This window comes from Paenibacillus terrigena DSM 21567 (genome assembly GCF_000374845.1).
GTDB classification, from domain to species: domain Bacteria; phylum Bacillota; class Bacilli; order Paenibacillales; family Paenibacillaceae; genus Paenibacillus_K; species Paenibacillus_K terrigena.
In genome coordinates, this window is sequence record NZ_KB895428.1 from 39652 (window position 1) to 57948 (window position 18297).

Genomic DNA, 18297 nt, shown 5'->3' on the forward strand with positions numbered 1-18297 from the left:
TGTTAATTAGAATGTACTTGCTACTTTAACAGCCTTTTCAAGCCCTGTGGCAATAATTTCTTCTGCTTGATCAGGGAATTGGTTGTGACCTTCAATGACTACTTTCTCGATATCTTTTACACCGAAGAAGCCCATCATACTTGCTACATATTTAACAGCCATTTCTATTTCAGCTGCTGGTCCTTTAGAATATACACCGCCACTTGCGTTTAATAATGCCATTTTCTTATTTCCAATAAGACCTACTGGACCTTCTGGCGTATATTTAAATGTTTTGCCCGCGCGGTTTAAGTAATCAATGTAGGTGTGTAGTACAGCTGGGATTGTTAAATTCCATAATGGGAAACCAAACACAACTTTATCCGCTGCAAGGAATTGGTCTAAATATTTATCAGCAATAGCTACAGCCTTTGCTTCATCTTCTGTTAAATCAAGTCCTCTACTCGCCTTAAATGTACCGTTAATCATATCTACGCCTACATATGGCAATTCTTCCTTGTATAAATCAAGCTCTACCACGGTATCATTTGGATGTGATTCTTTATAGCACGCTAAAAATGCTTCATATAATCTCACACTAACCGCTTGATTTGCTGGGCGATTGTTTGCTTTTACGAATAAAACTGTTGTCATTCTCTTATCCTCCTGTTAATCACTCATGTTGTTATTTAATTACTCATTAAAAAGGGGTATCCTATTACTTTTATAACAATAATAATATAGTCAACTTAATTGACTTCGTTTCGCATTTTACAATAGAATCCCAATGCAGTCAATCTGGTTGACTGCATTTTTTAAAATTTATATTTCACCACTTAATTAATCTAGCACTAACAATCCCCATCTATACTACATTGCAGTCCATCCAACTCATTCTCTTTATTCTTTTCTATTTCTTGATCAATTGCCTTTGCTAATTTTTCTTTGCTAGTAAAACCTTGAATAACTTCGTCACCAATAATGAACGTTGGAACAGCCGTAATTTGTGCTTCAACATGGGCATGCTTTATAGCTTCTCGATGCATTTTTTGGTACTTTCGTGATACTAACGCTTCTTTAAATGCTTCCTGAGAAAGTCCCACTTCGTCCGCTAATTTTGTTAACACTTCGATGTCTTCAATACTTTGTTCCTCTTGGAAATGTGCAATAAACACTCTATGGTGAAACTCATTTCCTTTTCCATGTTCCTTTGCAAATTGGTAACCTTCAAACGCGAGGTGCGTATACGAACGCAAATGAGGTAACTTTATATCTAATCCAAATTTTTTAGCAGTAGGATAAATAAATGAATTCCAAGCTTCCATTACACGAGGTTGAGTCCGTGGATCAATTTTCGGAGATGGACTAGGACGCAATTCAAATGGCATCCATTCTACTTTTACATCTTTTTCCTTTACAACTTCATCTAATGGACCTGTCCCTAAAAAACAAAATGGACATATAAAATCAGAATAAACTTTAATTTTCACAGTCATATATACGCTCCCTCCCAGTTTTCTTACAATATACCGATTATGAATACAAATTTATCTTGGTTCGATGACAATGTGGCAACACATTGACCTTACAATATTTTTTTAAAACGATACTCCATTTCTCCAGCTAGAGCTTCAGGCGTATCACCCGTTTCTCTGAAATCATGTGTATACAGTTGTTCAAACGGATCAAAATTTACTTGCTTATAAAATTCAAAACAAGGGAATCCATCATGTGCACCTTGAATCTCGACAGTACCATCATTTTTGACATTTAGATTTAATAGATAGTCAACGGGAGGTGCATATTCATTTAATGGGTTGCTAGCACTTGCACTCATTTGAAACTTGACGTTATCAGAACTCCATACGATATCAGTGCACAAAATGCCTTCAGTACTAGCTTTTCCTGTTCTTTTATGAACGGTACCATCTAGCGTTGTGACTCTTTCTGTTGTTATGCCAGTATTCGCATATGTGAAGATTTCTTTTTTATTAAAATCTACAACGACTTCTTGTTCAACTCTGGAACGCATCGTGTTGACAACATAAGGTGTAAATTCACGTGAGTCGCCTTCGAATTGGAATACGTTTCCCGTTAGAATATCCTTCCTCGCTTCAGTCCAAGACATCGGAATAAATACACTTGCTCTTATTTTAACAATATGAATCATATAGCACCTCCATCGTGTATTTTTTTTAGCGAATTCCATTTTGTTCATGAGAAAAACCATATAGTCAACTTGATTGACCACATTACGTATAGTACAATGTACTTCAAATAAAGTCAACCTAATTGACTTTATTCAAGGAGGTTTTATTATGAATCATCCAGTATTTAGTGAGTTCGATCTTACATCACTTTTGTCATTATCCTTCAGTGCATTGATAGATGAACTGCATGACAGATTGAGTGAATTGGGGTTTGGAGACATTAGACCTGCACATGGTTTTATGTTTAAACATATCATTCCTAATGGAGCAACCGGTATAGAACTAGCTGAACACTTAGGAATTACCAAGCAAGCGGTGAGTAAAATGGTGGATTTTCTTGAGAAAAGTGGTTATGTCATACGTCAAACGCATCCCAATGATAAGAGAGGGAAAATTATTGTTCTGACCGAACGTGGCTGGCTAGTAATGAAAGCAAAAGAGGAGATCATAGCTGAGATAGAACAGCGGTGGATTGATAACATTGGTGCAGAACGAATGCAAATGCTCAAAGAAGATTTAACAAAATTAGTTTATGAAGTAAATGAAGGTAATTTATCATCGAGGTCAAAACCTGTCTGGTAAATTGGTCCTGATAAAACTAGCTGAGATACAGATTTGTACTTATTCAAGAAAGACCTTGAGGATCGTCCTCCTCAAGGTCAATATACTTTAAACAAGCTTGACATTGCCGCCACTCAACTTGGAATAAGATTGAATAAATGAGCCTTAACTTTATCTACTTCCTCGGGTGTTCGATGAACATTAACACATTCATTTACATCAAATTTATTGCCATCCGGATCGTAAAATACAAAGTTGATTCCACAGCTATTTCGATCCTGAAGTTCATCTATTCTCACACCATTTTGTTTCAGATTATCATGCAATACCTCGATCTGCCTCACTTCAAAAGTAAGCCTAAACATTTCATAACCAGCTTTATTGGGGAATTGATTATCGATCGTCCCTACCGTTTCTACCAAGTGCAGCCATTGTCCATCAGACAGCTTCAATATAGCTTGATCCTCTGCTTCATTAAATGGCACCGCGTACTCTAATCCAAAATTCTGTTGCCACCATTGCGCCGACTTCGACGGATTTCTAACCGGCACATAAATCGAACAAACTGTCTTTAATGCATTTCCTTGAATTCCTGACATCCAAATCATCCTTTCGTTTTTGTTCCTTACATATTAATAAACGATTAATTCTGTAAAAACCAAACATCTTATAAAGATTTATTTGAGACGACGCTAAAATAGTTGCCATCGAGGTCCTTAAATGTAAAATGCAATCGAGCGTTCAATGTCTTAATGTCAGTAAGATAAATACTTTCCTGCGTTAGTCCAAGATATGCCCGATAGATGGCTTTAGGATCACATCTATGAAAAGCGTCGACCAAAGCATCCATATCAACAATTGTCTCCTTATGTGCTTTTGGAGATTTTCTCGCTTTACCTTCAAATGATTCTTGAGCCAATTGCTTGAGTTTTAATCGGGCACGCCCTAACGTTACTTGTACTGAAGCCTCTCTCATCCCTACATACTCCGCAGTCTCTCTGGCGGTAAAGTCGAAGACATCCATTAACAATATAATAACGGCCATTTTTGGAGATAATCGTTCCCCTACCTGTTCCAACAACTCCCGGCTAGACAAAAAAGGATCTAACTCTGCCCTTTCATAACGATGATCTAGTGATACGGTTTGGATCTTTTGCGTTCTTCTTTTACAGTCAATCCACGCGTTCTTAGCTATACGGTACAAAAAAGCTTTTGTTATAGTCCTCTCCGGATTTCTTTGGATAGCTTCAATCAGTTTTATCATTGCATCCTGCGTTAAATCTTCAGCATCCCAACGGTTTCCAGTTATTCGCATGCCATATTGAAATAAAATCGTTCTCCAGTTCATCCTTGTTATTTCTATAACACTTCACCATATTCCTTTTCTAATATGAAATACCGCGCATAAAGTATTAATAAGATGATGCGAGTGGGAGGTTATTTCATATATGCCAGATCCCTTTGTAACACGATCCCTCGATGAAATACGATTCTGGTCACGTATTATGAAGGAACATTCTTTTTTTCTTAAATTAGGTTTTCGCTGTGAAGATACGCAATTGATTCAGGAAGCCAACCAATTCTACACCGTATTCGAAGGGATAGAAAACAAATCACATGCGTATACCGTCGATACTGATCCTCAGACGATTCGGAGATTCAATGAAGAAGTCTATGTGGCGGCCTCTAATATTTGGGCTTTCAAGCGGAAGGTATTAGGTCTCATCTTACAATGCAAATTGCCTGGTGGAACGAACTTTCCACTACTGGTGGATCATGTTAGTAGGGAGGCCAACTACTTTAGAAATAGGCTTTCCGAATTAAATCTAGGCAATCTAGAACCGCTGCCCGATGCAATCATTGATGAGAATGTATTTTTCCTACGCATCATGGCTGATCATGCCAAATTTATCGGGCATCTATTAGATCCGTCCGAACGTCAACTCGTTGAACAAGCACGGAGCTTTAGCCATGATTTTGATACTTTATTATTCCAAGCGATAGATCTCGACTCTATGCGTCCACAATCTCAAACCTATCCCCTACTTGATCAATTCCTTGACGAGAACAGAGTATCCGTTAAATCACTCCGCGATTTTAAGAAAACAGCACGCGATCTTATCGATTCGTGCCGCATCAAAAGCATCATTCATCCCTTATTGGCAGACCACGTCTTCCGAGAAGCCGAGAGATTCCTTTTCATTATCGATGCGTTCGATGCTTCACTCAACAAACAAAAGCATTCCTGACCGCGCAGTGACCTATTTGATACCTCAAGTAAATGGATTGAACCACGATTTGGTTTTCATACTCAATCGTCCATATGTAAAATTGAGAAGGCAGCTTTTAACCGGCTGCCTTTTTCATTCGCCCTTATTTCGAATAATCGGGCGGTACTCTTTGATCTAGTCCATGATACTAATGGACAGCAGTTTGCCGTCTTCCTTAGATTCCTTATATGTGATTGGCAGCATTCCGTCCGGGAACGGCACCTCAAACCGATAGACACCGATCTTCGCATCGCTTTTATCCACTAGTTCTTTTCCTTCATAGCTCCCTTGAATGCCAGCCTTTGTCAGTAGCTCCAGAGTCTTCTGCAAGCTGGCACCTTTATAACGGCCCTGCAAGTACTCTGTCCACGTCACGGCATCCCAGTCGGGAGCTTTCACGTTTACGCCGTCCTGCCGCATCGACTCTAGCAGATTGACGACCAATCGCCCGTCTCCTTCCTGCATAGCACAAACAAGCACCACGTAAGCACGGTCCATCGTCGTGATGTAATTGGTTTTGTTCTTGGCGGCCAACAATTCGAACAGATTCTCTGCACTCTGCTCCGCGGTGAACCAATACGTATGGAAATCAAATGGATTTATCTGACTTGTACCCGGGATCAAATACCGCCCGTCATCCGATACTCGGAATACCGATGAAATATAAAAGCGCGTTGGATATTGCATGACAAAAATATGGCTGCCGTCACCGCTAACCATCATTTGAATGGATATTGGCTCACGCGGCCGCTCCCCTCCCGGCAGGATCGAAGCAGAGCCACTCATACTGGAGTAGTAGAAACTGCCATCGTTAGCTGTCTCCCGAACAAGTCGATACAAAATCCGGCTCTTGTGCATGATCGGCTGCACGTCAATTTGAGTTGAATACCCATATGAAGTGCGAATTTCCTCATTTACCTGCCACGTAATGTCGGCTATCCCACGCAGTTCCTCTGGCTTCTGCTCGTAGGATAAGTCCGGAAGCCTTATGGCAAGACGGTAATCATTTGTCTGCCACTCGTATGCTGTATACTTTTGATCCGATGCACGGAATACGTCAGAGAAATCCGTATTGAAAGAGATACCGTCGAGCCGCTTTTTGCTGCCGAAATCCAACGCACTTAAATGGTTGCCAGAAACTGCAAAAATACCTGCCGAGACGAGTACCGGTACGAGCAGAACAATCATAGCGTTTACTATCCTACGATCGCGAACCTCACCGAATGGCAGATCCGGAACCTGTTCGCCGTCCAGCGTTAGCTTCGCAGCCAGCAACCTCATAAGCCCGTCGATCAGTAAGGTTCCAATGCATGCGTAAGCGATCAAAGGTACCGCGTATCCCCAAGGGGGTGGCAGTGACCGGAATAGGCTAACAACTATCGTGCAAAGCATGGCTAACAGCGCAAGCGGTAGCAAAGTGCCGAAATAGCGTCGAAACATGCGAGGCGCCTTTGCTAATGCATCAATAAAAGAGATGTTCTGGAGGACTATCAGATATGGCGTTAGCGAGTAGAACAGTAAAGCAATCATCAATATGATCCCCAACGGGAAAAAGATTGCAGCGAGGAAAACAATCAATACGCCTATCACGCATTGAAAGATTGACCACGCGATCATATCACCGAAATACCTGCGTCCACTCGCAAATAGAGGGCCTGCCTTACGGTTCAGAACCCATCCTTTCAGACCACCGAGGTACATGCCCCGGACAAAACTTTGCAATCCCATGACAGCCGCAGATACAAGGAATGCCATAATCCCCCATGCCTGTGGGCCCGTCTGAAGATACGAATATGGGATTTTCAGATCCGTAAGCGACGGCATATATAATGGGATGGTTAAGGAAATCCCGAATGTCTGCACAGCAGTACCTATTGTCGCTAACGGTGTCTGAGTATAAGGAAATATTGAAAATCCAAAATAAATGCCAAGTCCGACTACAGCCGTGACAAGTACTTCAAAAGCTAACACCAAAACAATCAAACGTGTGTAGGTCATTGTTACCTCCTCTGCATGATCAACTCTCATGTCCCCTTCACTCACAACTCCTAATATTTGACGAAATTGGATAGTAATTGTTGCACAAACGTGGAAAAGACAGCGAAGAAGAACGGCTCCACTCGACTGGAGAAAATGGCGCATACATTGGCTCATGATTGAAATAAAAAAAGTTATTCAAAACGCGAACTTTAATGATATATTATTACACGAAATGAATATTAAATTTGTGTGATTAAGGAGGGAATTATGAAAAATTTTCGATTAAGAATGCCGTACTTGCTCATTGTAAGCTTGTTGGTCATGCTTTTCGTTCCCCAGTTTTCCTATGCGGAAGAACGAGCAGGCACCCGAGAAGCAGCTAACTCAACAACCATTATCGGCGGCGTGAGTCCGTCAGACGGCGCAATGATTACCGAGAGCTTTACGAACATCAGCTTTGCACTTGGGATTCCAATAGCAGATACGGGTTCGATCATTATCATGGTTGACGGCCAACAACTTAGTGAGCCGAATTATATGCATGGTATGGTGTTTACGTATTGCTCTAATTTGCAGAACGGTACCCATTCCTTAAACATTCGTGTCTTAGATCATGATAAGAACATCTTGCAAGAATACAACGGAAGCTTCAACGTCCGGCTGACGGCATGGGAAAACAGCGTCTTGGAAGCATCGAATATCGATGCGACTTCACTTCGTTTATCCTGGACGCCCGCCAAAGAGAGCTTGGGTTACAGAATATATGGAAATAGCCTTCTCCTTGGAGCTGTGAAAGGAAATATAACCACATTCGATGCAACGAATCTGACGCCAAAAACCACATATAACTTTAAGGTGGAGGCGGAGCGCTCTGATGGCAGCTGGACGACGGACGGCCCTGCCCTTACGGTGTCAACATTCCCTCAAGATCGTATAAACCCGATTATTGAATCGGTGTCTCCCGCTAATGACGATGAATTAACGACGGCCTGGCCGAGGATCACAGCCAAAGTATACGATGAAGACTCCGGCATAAATGTAAGCATGAGTATGGTCGGGATCGACAATAGGATGGTGCCATTCAGTTATGACGAAGCATCTGAGACGCTGACCGCGATCGCTCCCAGATTGCCAAGCGGCACGCATTCCCTTCTAATCTTTACCACGGATAACGACGGTAATCAAACGCGGTACAACAGCAGCTTTACCGTAAAATATGAGGCGGGAATGCCGTTCCTGGAACGGAGCAACCAAATGCGTGCCGCTCTTGACACAGGTGATCCGGCAGATGTAGAGGATGTACGCAGGCTAAGTTCTGAATTTGCCGAACTGGACGAGATAACCGACCAATCCTTGATGGATCCGATCTGGAACAAAATCAAACCCAAGCTGCCTGCATCTGTTGACAAGGCTGAGTTGAAAAGGAAGCTGTTTCACATCATCGTGACGATTGGATCGCTCCCATACGATCAACAGGAATCCGGGATAAAAACCATCTTGTCTGATCCCGAATTTCTATGGACATTGAATACGATAGCTGTGGCAGGTGGAGAAACAAACCTCACGATGGAGGATATTCTCTCGTTTATTTTCGGGGATGGCAACAATCTCAGAGGGATCGAAGGCCATGTTCTATATTATCTCTCGGAAATGTCTCCCGTCGAACTGTTTGGTCTTCTAGGCGATTATCAGAAAATGACGGACGTCCTGATGAAAGCAATAACGAATCAGCTTAGTCAAACAAGCTATTACAATATCAGCAAGATATTAAGAAATCTTAACGTCTCTGCTTATGATGTTCAGTCGACTTTACTGAATTTCCAGAAAAGGCTGAAACATGACGGGCCAGCCGTTCATGCATGGACAGTTGCTTATATTCGTTTAATGGCCCAGGAATCCGTTAAAGTTAGCAACGATGGATATCAGCACAATTACAGCTTGAAGGTAGCCTCCGTTGACATTCCGCCGCAAGCGCTAACATGGAAGAAGGTATCCGGAAGCTCCCATCTCACTATCACGCCAGACGGCGTCGTCTCCATTCCTGAAGAGGCGTATACTGCAACCGCGGTTATTCAAGCGGCGCTCATCAATCCCTCTAGTGGAGCGAATAAAGTTATTTTCCAGAAAGAAGTGACCCTAAGCGCTAGCAAAGACCCAACCGTCATTTTCCAGAGTATTATGAAAACTTTCGAGGGCAAGCTGGGTGAAATACAAAGCAAGCTTAACGTCGCGACAACACACGAAGAGCAAAAGTTGCTGCTGGTGGACTTGGTGAATGCAGGGAAACAGGCAATCAAGCAGATCAAACCGTTAAATATATCCGAAGAAGTCATAACGGATGCCATTGACACGATCACATACGGGCTTGTACAAGCAGCCTGTAGTTTGCTGGCCTTCTAAGCTGCTTTGTATCATTGTGTCAAATAACGTAAATGTAGGAACATTTGTGCATTTTTCTTTAACACAAATGTTCCTACATAAAAAAAGAAAAGCCTGGTTTTTTTATTTGTTCTTGTCCTTCGAATGATATACTCTTTCGGCCCTTCAGTCCACCCACTCTATTTCACCTGAACGGCGATCCGAGTGACAAATTCATCTGGATTACTTGACGACAGATAACCGAGTAGCTCAAGCTCAAACGCATCACCGCATATACCCATTTTTTTAGCATGAATGTATGCCTTTAACTGCTCGTAAGATGAATCCATGCTCTCGTAAGTGCCTTTGTGATTGATCATCGCATAGGCTCCTTTGGGCTTAATAAATAGCTGATCACTTTCATGCTTTTCCTTGATCTTAATAAAATAATTCGTCTCTCTATAATCCCCTGCTTCCACACGACTTTGATCGATGGAACAAATGGCAACTTCAAGTTCAACCAAGTCTTCCTCGAGTTCATGAAGTTGTTCATAATACTTACGGATGGATTCCTTCTCGCCATCTCCTTCAGCTACGCGTACAGCAATAAAATATTCTTCCTCGAATTCTTCAATCCACGGCACTCCAATGACAGCGCGCAGTCCTTGATCCGTAATCTTGATAGCTCCTTGCAATATATTTTGCATGCGCGCCAATTTATTTTGCTCTAAGGTCAGTTGCTGTTGCATTTGTGTAAGTATAGATAAAAAATGTGACGAATTCTGATTTTGAATATAGTCCCTTATTTCTTTGAGTGCCATTCCCCCTTCTTTTAAAACTGAGATGATTTCATAGGTATAGTACTGTTTGATATCGTAATAACGATAACCATTGGGATTCGTTATCCTCGGCTTCAAGATGCCAATTTCATCATAGTAAAACAACGTATGTTTGCTTACCCCGCATATTTTTGCAAAGTCACTGGTAGTAAGGTATGGAGTATTTTTTTGATCTGACATGATGTTCATCCCCCTCTTGACTATAGGGTTACCCTATACTGTAAAGTATTTTTTTGCAAGGATCCGATGGATATTGGCTCAGAATTTATTAATAAAGGATGAAAATAATGATAAGACAAGCCACGAAGAAAGACGTCTCCCAAGTAAGTGAACTCATTTATATGATTATGGATGAAAAGGAGTCTTATTTCACTGAACATTTCAACAAAAAAGAGGTCATGGCGTTTATTCAACATGCTTTTGACCAGGAAATAAGTTTTTTTAGTTATACCAATATCATCGTAAAAGAAATAGAGGGTCAAGCTGTGGGTATTGCGTTAATGTACGACAGCCAAATGACTGATGCATTCTGCGAGCAATGGGAAAATGATGTTACGCTCTTCTTTGGTGAGGACCAGGATGAATTCGAGACGAGCGAAGCTCAGCCAGGAGAATTTCATTTGGACACAATTGCTGTTTATGAAGCATTTCGGGGACAAGGGATCGCTAAAGAACTTCTTGAGGAGATGGATCAGTTGGCACGCAGACAAAGCCATAACAAGCTGTCATTAAATGTTTCTGCTAAGAACATCGCCGCTAAGCGACTTTATGAGCGCCATCATTATCAGGTCGAGAGTCAATTTCTAATTTCTGGACATACATACTTTCATATGACGAAAAGCTTATAGTTAAAGCGGACCAATACAATATATTTTGTTTATGGCTCTAGAGCGCGATAGCGACTTGGTGTCATGCCGGTTAACCGTTTAAATGTGTTGCAAAAGTGAGAAACATCTTGGATACCAACGTTCCCTGCTATTTCTGTTATAGGTAGATCCGTTCCTTGTAAAAGATCTTTGGCCTTCGTCATTCGAATAGAAACCAGGAATTCATTCATCGTAACTCCCGTATATTGCTTAAATATTCGAAAGAAGTAGGAACGTGACACATGGAAATGTCCACATAATTTCTCCGCACTGAGAGACTCATCGTAATGCTCCATCATATAGCTGAGTATACCTTCGACCATTTGTTTCTCTACATCGTTTCGAACTTGGACGACTTCCGGAGATTTAATCTGATAACGCCCTAACTGTGCAAACAGTTGTAAGAGCAGACTTTTAACAATGATCGGATAACAAGGCTGTTTCCTCTTCGTTTCCCATTCTAATTGAGCTAGTATTTCCTGCAATCGCAATATTTGCTGGGTATTTAATTGAGAATGAATTGAATCATTTTCTGCATCGGGAAGCCATTGTCTGATCGTCATCCAACATTCTCGATCTTCTACAACCAATTGTTCTAAAAAACTCCTTTCTACCGCTAGGATATAACGATGAAAGGGAGTATTCTGATGTGGTCTTGATCGATGTAAAGCCATTGGCTTAATAACGGTGAACGTCCCCGCTCCCAGTACATGCATCCGTTCACCAACGATAAAGTGGCCCTCACCTTGTACACATAGATAAAGCTCGTAACCACGATGGGTGTGAAACGTTGGCTGCTCTAAGCTTGTGGTTCGATACACACAATGAACCGGGAAATCCATGAGTGTGGCATTCGTTAATTCATCCTCTACTGATACAATTCTCTGCTTCTCCATCTCCAAAGTTAGATCCCCCTCCCACAAGTCCAAATCTTAAAGACAATATCCCAATCCAAAAAGACGATCGGCCAAGATTTACTTCACCTTGCATTGTATATTCATTGTATACATTCTCACGTTTATGGAGGAGCGATCGAATGCCAAAACCAATTTCTCACGATTCTCTGCGACATACTGCAGACCAAGTTTATCGCTATATGGTATCAGATCACACAGGCAATTGGGGAATGGATATTCAGCATTGGGACTGGGTTCCCGGCGTAGGTGTCATTGCAATCCTGTCTTATTATGAGAATACGCGCAATGAGGAAGTTCTCGATTATCTAGTCAAATGGGCACGCACAAATATGCCGACGTCGGAACAAGCAATCGTTATCAATGCAGTGGCCCCCTTTGCCATCTTTCCCGCACTCTATGAATACACACACGATCCCTTATTTCTAGAGGAATCCCTGCGCGTCGGACAATGGATACTTACAGAAGCCCCACGTACTCGTGAAGGGGCTTTCGAGCATACCGTCACTGAAAATGTTAGCTTTCCTGAGCAGGTATGGGCCGATACGATCTTTATGGCTGTACTCTTCTTAGCTCGTCTCGCACGAGTCACGGGAGATGATTCCTACGCTTTTGAAGCGGTTAGGCAGGTAGAGCTTCACTTGGAATTACTAGAAGATAAAGAAACCTGTGTCATGTTTCATGGATGGAATTGTATAGCGCAAGATCACATGTCCGCAGCACGTTGGACTCGGGCGAACGCTTGGATCGCCGTGGGCACACCAATGATCATGCAAGAGCTGGAAGGCATCGCAACCCTATCGCAAGAAGCAATGAAACGCTACCGCGCAATGATGCATGGATTGATTCACTTTCAACAAGCTAACGGTCTATGGGCCACGGTGATGGATCGACCCGACTTCTATCCAGAAACATCGGGCAGTGCTGGAATTGCCTGTGGCATGCTAAAGGCTATTCGCCAAGGGTTAATAGACAACGCTTATGAGGATTCTGCTTTTCGGGCACTGAAGGCCATTGTGCAAAAGGTACTACCAAGCGGAGAAGTAACGGACGTCTCTGGAGGTACGCCGGTGATGCCTTCCATTGAAGCCTATCATGAGATTCCTTGCCATCCTACGCTGTATGGGCAGGGGCTTGTTCTCATGTTATTCTCTGAGCTTCTATGAGTCATAACGAATCAAATGATTTGGAGAGCCCCCATGCAAACGCCATGGAGGCTCTTTTTGAATGCCTGAATTTGTTATTAGACGGGATGGATATCATTCGGTTTAACTGCGATAGATATCTCATGTGGTGAACGATTCCAATGACTTGATACAACGCGTGCTGTAACATAACCGGCTTCTTCGATGACCGATATGTCTGGCAAATTCTCTACCACTTCCCCAATCGCTAATGAGAATAAAAAAGCTGCTCTATTTAACGCATGGAAGTCTATTGTTCTTCGCTCACCTGCATATATAACGAAATCCAACCCAATACGTTGTTCCAGCGCTGTCACTTCCCAATTCCAGCCTCGTTGCTCGCTGCCGCTATCCATAGCCAGAAGTTCGTCGAAAGCAGCATATACGTTATCAACTCGTAATGGTAATCCGTTGATCTCGATTTCTGCTGTAGCCCCTTCCGCTACGATGCGCACCCCATCTAAACAACCTCCGAATTCCATCCGAAACCGGAAATCCGATGCCTCTATTCGACCCTCAATACGATCCAACCCCGGATGTGTATCTCCACCATTCGTCAAAAATCGTACACCAAGTAGAAGATGGCCCTCTTCCTCCGCAACGCTGAGTACCCCCGAACAATAATCATAACCATCATGTAAGCAGCGCATCTGCAAATACGTAGCTGCCCCGTTATTCTCGAAATAAGCGACGAGTCCTCGTGTTTGATTCCACATGATTTCATTTTTGAAAAACCCGATCGTATAACGCGGTGTCATCCTCGTTTTCGCCCATTTCACAAATCCCGTATCTTCATTACGATAGTAGGGCTGCTCAAGTACCTTCGTATATGCTCTGCTCATGAACAGATTCAAGTAAGCATCCGGACATCGGCAACCACTGCCATACCACTCCGCATCATATTCAAGGTCGTCATTGGAGAAGAAGAACAATCTATTATCCGTAGCGATTTGTAAGAATGATTTTATTTTATTATTCAGAAGTGTACTATAACTACGGCTATGCGGACCGGCCCATTGCTGGGAGTTAGGGTGATAATGCTCTGCTACCATGTGCCAACCGATGTCTAACAGGTCATTCGCAATTTCCTTAGCCCGTGGGTTCATAGAATACGTATAGATTTTGGACAACTCTACGATAGCGATGACGGAATAATGAGGACTGTTAAATTCCTGGAAGGTCCTTAGACGTTCTGTATATTGCTTCAACTTTTCTAATCGCTGTAATGCATAATCCCCATAGTCCTGCCTACTATACAGTTCTCCCGCGATCAATGTCACAAATGCCCCCATAATCGAAATATTCGTATAATGAGGTCCCATATCCCGTCTTATGATGGCATCACATGCACAGCTTATTCCTTCACGGATCTGCTCTCTCAGGGCTTCAGGCAACCGATGACCGTGAAGCAAGGCTGCAAGCACAAGCTCTTTCCCACAAAAGTCAGCCCAGTTCCAGTCAGGTGGAGACATTTGTGTAAGTGGCTCTTCATAGAACCAAGGCCATATGCCGTAGGTATCTCGGTCTGGGTCACGATCTTGCAGCGTAAGAACGCTCTGAATGATATCACAAGCCCTCTGCACATATTCAGGAGATCCCGTATTTAACAAACCCACGGCATATAACAACGATGGATGTGTCGGATGAACGAGAGGATAGTTATCGGAGGTTAATGTCGTATGATATCCTGGCGTGTGCAAGGGCCGAAACAGCATATGAACCAGTGGATCGTAGTCCTTTTCTTGTGAAATGACTTTTCGCAATAAAAACTCTTTATGATCGATAGAGTGTCTATACAGGCTCATTTTTGACTCTTCTCCTTCGCTATACAAGGATAAATGCTATTCGCATTCTGTAATTGGATGGGTTTGAATAACGAGGACTGCTTACTTGCACCAATACCACTCCCCCACTCCACATACCCTTTACGACCATTTCCATCGTTATCATTGACGACAATCGACAGACTCAGGATCCCATCACTCGGAACAATTGGCGCCAAGTCACTCCATGGGAGAGCTAGCTGGTATATCGTATTCTTTGCCGCCTCGTCTCTCGTTACTTGCAGGTTAGGATTCACAATAGATCCCGGCTCAACGCCCTGCGGGGCCATCCACCGATAGAGCTCGGGTCCTTGCGATGTCAATGCCATGCCATACTCATACCACTGCAAATTCTCTCCCGGCATCCCAGCAGATACAGCGAACTGAATGCTATCCCCTGACCAGATTTCTCCACCTTGCTTCGTCTGTGAATACACATCGTCATGTACACTCGCTGTCATGTATAGATGATCATTATCATACGTAGCCCACACTGTGCCACTGAGATCCTCGGGACCGTTATAGGAGCCTATTCTCGAATGAACGTCTGTGATGAGATCAATTCCCGCCACATCCTGTAAATCATCTAAAGAGCGAACCGTTCGAAATACCAGTGGAACTCTTGATTCAGGCGGAACAATCTTGACACTCCCATCACTTTGCAATACCGCCCCATCTTTCATATACAGCTTAAATTGATAGGATTGCAGTGTTCCCTCTGTAATACCCGACAACGGGAAGTCGATTGTATGGACGGTATTACCAGGGATAACAGCGTTATAAGCTTTAGAACCCGTAGATGACCCAATGCTCCAATCGATCCGTTTCAAATGACGTTTTGTAGGTCGTTCATTCACAAACGTTATTTCCATCACATCAGCACCATTCTTCACCACATGCTTCGAAGATACTTTCTCGGCCTGTTGAATCTGTGTGGTACCAGATAACCCTGCGAACACTCCATTCGTGGATCGAACCGTTGCGGTCGCCATTTTACTGCCAATCTGTTCAACACCCGGAAACTGAGCGCTGTAATCTCCGGGTGCATGGATAGAAATTTCTTTCGTTACACCTTGAAAATTCACCTGAGCGGTAAGTTCTCCTTCTTGCCCGAGGTCATTGACATGCAGCGTAACCGTCACGGGGTCATTCGCAAATGAGAACGTGCTAGTCAGGGATAACGGACTGCTTTGAATAATGCTGCCCATGTCTCCTTGAACAAACAGGGGCTCTCCCGTCAATGTTAGGTATATTTTCCCCTGTACCGGTGTATAGGTGGTCTTCCTCCCCATCATATCCGTCACCGTAAGCGGAACTAGTGTATTCAAGGTGACATCTTTTTTGTCCAAGGACCATAAGACATGAATGCGATCGTTATTTTTTTCAAATTCATAGTGATAGAGTCCATCCGTTACATCTTGACTAACAGCATTCGCATCCGATAGCTGTCTAGTAAGTGTAGCAAGTGCAACATAGGCCGGTTTAGGGGTATAGGATCCCAATGCATCACCCGTATTGTGGATGATTCCGAAATTATGTTCATTGTTAAGCTTATCCGTTCCACTATCCATCAAGTTGTACCAAAATACTTTCTCTACACCAGCAGCGATACTCAGAACATAGGTACGGATCAAATATGCAGCCTGTGTATTTTCATCCACACCCGTTGGGTTCAAATGCGTTGGCCAACCAACCTCCGAGAACCACAGAGGGATGGTCTTCCCGTTATTATGATCTCGCACAAGCTGATTCAAGCTGTCAATCTCTTCGATCAACCCTTCGGGTGTTTGCGGATAGCGGTAGGGATGGACAGAAAGCGAATCCATATAATTCAGACCACCGAGATCAAATACGTCTTTCAACCAATCTGCTGGAATTCCTGCTGTAGCTCCTCCAACGACGTTCAGATCTGGACGAATCGATTTCGATGCTTCATACCCTTTCTTCAGCAGATTGAAGTAGATATCCGCTCTTGAGGCTGCAGGACCATTTCCACCGAAAAAAGGCAAGTTGAACTCATTCCACATTTCTACTGATCTCAGCTGATTACCGAACTTCCCAAGCATGGCCTTTACATAGTTCGCATATGCGGAATGCGCCTCATCTGTATAAGGGGTTTTGCCTTCATCGTAATATTTATTGCTGAACGCGAAGGTGAGGAAAGGCTCAATGTTGAACGTTTTAAAAGATTGCATCGGTAGCGTGAACTTCGGATTATACGTGTATTGTCCTTGATTGACCTCGATTTCCGACCAGTAGAAGGAATCCCGTACATTTTTGGTACCGGCATATTTCAGAAGGGGAATGGATTCTTTATTCCAATTGATTCCGTAATGCGTTTGAATGCCAAATGGTGACTCCATCACACCAGATAGATCGAATTCGGGAACCATCGCAAATGTCGTTTCGATCGTCTTAAATAACGTCCCTGCTTGATACGCATCAATCTTCAATCGATAATAACCGTCTGCATGCATCGGAAGGTTAAGGCGCTGTTGGCTTGCGGTTACAGGAACCGTACCTGAAGAGACTGGGTCTCCCCAAGCATTCGTCGTACTCCACCTCACAACATCACCTGTTGTGAGGATGTCAAAAGCTGCAGTCCTGTTGCCTGCAAAGACATTTCCGACTTGAACCTGGGCAATCGCCAGATCGGCAGGTTCGACCTTTACACGGATATCATCTAGCAAGATCGCCCCCATCGTTTTGCCTGATTTCATGGATGCTTTGGTTAGTTTGAAATACATTTTCTTTAACGGGCCATGCCAGACGCCATCGTTGCTCCCGCCCCACTTCGTATAATTGATCCCTGATGTAAAGGAGCTTACGGTCACTTTCTGCCATTCCGTTGTCTGCTCTAATTGGATCGTTTGTTGATGGTTCTGATTCGAATTGTCGACCAAGATCAGATCGAACTTCGCCATATCCGCTGTCTTCACCCAAAAGCTAAGTTCCAGCGCGTTCGTAGGTAGGACACGTTTAAATAAGTATTTCTCTAAAGAGACATAGCTGTTCGTATACGTTGATTTGCTGCTGAAATCTAGCAGCAGCTTCCCAGAGGAACTCCCCGTGTGAAAGTTCGCAGAATCAAGACTGAATTCACCGTTGCCAAGCGCACCCCCGCTACCTATTAAGAAATCCCAAGCTTCGTCAGTACTTTCGAAATCACCTACTGTCAATTCAGGGGAATTATCATCTGCATAAGTTGTGGATTCGGGGGATCTCACTTGGAAAGAGGCAAAGGTTAAGGAAAATAGGAGAATAAACACCGTTGAACTGGCAAGGATAGGCTTCCATCTGACCATGTATATCA

At 43.1% G+C, this 18297-nt stretch carries 15 protein-coding genes; 5 read left to right on the forward strand and 10 right to left on the reverse strand.

All coding sequences use genetic code 11. The features are described from left to right. Positions 1-6: 6 nt before the first annotated feature. The 3 genes from C558_RS0126940 to C558_RS0126950 all read right to left on the reverse strand — a co-directional run bounded on the left by C558_RS0126940 (position 7) and on the right by C558_RS0126950 (position 2149). A complete protein-coding gene (locus C558_RS0126940) occupies positions 7-633 on the reverse strand; it encodes an FMN-dependent NADH-azoreductase (RefSeq protein ID WP_018759410.1) in 627 nt (208 codons plus the stop codon). Positions 634-830: 197 nt separating this feature from the next. Further along, complete coding sequence (locus C558_RS0126945) at positions 831-1475, reverse strand: DsbA family oxidoreductase (RefSeq protein WP_018759411.1); 645 nt, start codon at positions 1473-1475, stop codon at positions 831-833. An 89-nt stretch (positions 1476-1564) separates the two neighbouring features. Continuing rightward, positions 1565-2149: a DUF3238 domain-containing protein gene (locus C558_RS0126950; protein WP_018759412.1), complete on the reverse strand. Its 585-nt coding sequence runs from the start codon at positions 2147-2149 to the stop codon at positions 1565-1567. Between the two features lie 148 nt (positions 2150-2297). Here C558_RS0126950 and C558_RS0126955 point away from each other — a divergent pair, with 148 nt between their 5' ends. Then, a complete protein-coding gene (locus C558_RS0126955) occupies positions 2298-2771 on the forward strand; it encodes a MarR family winged helix-turn-helix transcriptional regulator (protein ID WP_018759413.1) in 474 nt (157 codons plus the stop codon). A gap of 113 nt (positions 2772-2884) precedes the next feature. Here the strand turns inward: C558_RS0126955 and C558_RS0126960 are convergent, their stop codons facing one another. Together C558_RS0126960 and C558_RS0126965 are read right to left on the reverse strand one after the other, a co-directional pair. Then, entirely contained in the window at positions 2885-3349 is a 465-nt protein-coding gene (locus C558_RS0126960) for a VOC family protein (protein WP_018759414.1), read from the reverse strand. A 68-nt stretch (positions 3350-3417) separates the two neighbouring features. Beyond that, complete coding sequence (locus C558_RS0126965) at positions 3418-4098, reverse strand: RNA polymerase sigma factor (protein ID WP_026264163.1); 681 nt, start codon at positions 4096-4098, stop codon at positions 3418-3420. 100 nt (positions 4099-4198) lie between these two features. Between C558_RS0126965 and C558_RS0126970 the strand changes: the two genes are divergently transcribed. Then, positions 4199-4999: a DUF2935 domain-containing protein gene (locus C558_RS0126970; protein ID WP_018759416.1), complete on the forward strand. Its 801-nt coding sequence runs from the start codon at positions 4199-4201 to the stop codon at positions 4997-4999. Positions 5000-5155: 156 nt separating this feature from the next. On the opposite strand, the gene C558_RS0126975 is transcribed toward C558_RS0126970, so the two are convergent. Next, on the reverse strand, positions 5156-7018 hold the full coding sequence (locus tag C558_RS0126975; protein WP_018759417.1) for a hypothetical protein: 1863 nt from the start codon (positions 7016-7018) through the stop codon (positions 5156-5158). A 249-nt stretch (positions 7019-7267) separates the two neighbouring features. Here C558_RS0126975 and C558_RS0126980 point away from each other — a divergent pair, with 249 nt between their 5' ends. Then, complete coding sequence (locus C558_RS0126980; RefSeq protein WP_018759418.1) at positions 7268-9400, forward strand: fibronectin type III domain-containing protein; 2133 nt, start codon at positions 7268-7270, stop codon at positions 9398-9400. Positions 9401-9558: 158 nt separating this feature from the next. Here the strand turns inward: C558_RS0126980 and C558_RS32890 are convergent, their stop codons facing one another. Further along, positions 9559-10377: a MerR family transcriptional regulator gene (locus tag C558_RS32890; protein WP_018759419.1), complete on the reverse strand. Its 819-nt coding sequence runs from the start codon at positions 10375-10377 to the stop codon at positions 9559-9561. A 107-nt stretch (positions 10378-10484) separates the two neighbouring features. Between C558_RS32890 and C558_RS0126990 the strand changes: the two genes are divergently transcribed. Further along, positions 10485-11045 carry a GNAT family N-acetyltransferase gene (locus tag C558_RS0126990; protein ID WP_018759420.1) on the forward strand — a complete coding sequence of 187 codons (561 nt, stop codon included), beginning with the start codon at positions 10485-10487 and terminating at the stop codon, positions 11043-11045. A gap of 29 nt (positions 11046-11074) precedes the next feature. Here C558_RS0126990 and C558_RS0126995 read toward each other — a convergent pair whose 3' ends face one another. Then, complete coding sequence (locus C558_RS0126995; RefSeq protein ID WP_156826287.1) at positions 11075-11959, reverse strand: AraC family transcriptional regulator; 885 nt, start codon at positions 11957-11959, stop codon at positions 11075-11077. 140 nt (positions 11960-12099) lie between these two features. Between C558_RS0126995 and C558_RS0127000 the strand changes: the two genes are divergently transcribed. Further along, a complete protein-coding gene (locus tag C558_RS0127000) occupies positions 12100-13143 on the forward strand; it encodes a glycoside hydrolase family 88/105 protein (RefSeq protein WP_018759422.1) in 1044 nt (347 codons plus the stop codon). Positions 13144-13220: 77 nt separating this feature from the next. Here C558_RS0127000 and C558_RS0127005 read toward each other — a convergent pair whose 3' ends face one another. Further along, on the reverse strand, positions 13221-14966 hold the full coding sequence (locus C558_RS0127005) for a hypothetical protein (protein WP_018759423.1): 1746 nt from the start codon (positions 14964-14966) through the stop codon (positions 13221-13223). Then, a complete protein-coding gene (locus C558_RS0127010) occupies positions 14963-18289 on the reverse strand; it encodes a sugar-binding protein (protein WP_018759424.1) in 3327 nt (1108 codons plus the stop codon). Before C558_RS0127010 ends, C558_RS0127005 begins: the two co-directional genes overlap by 4 nt. Between the last annotated feature and the right edge of the window lie 8 nt (positions 18290-18297).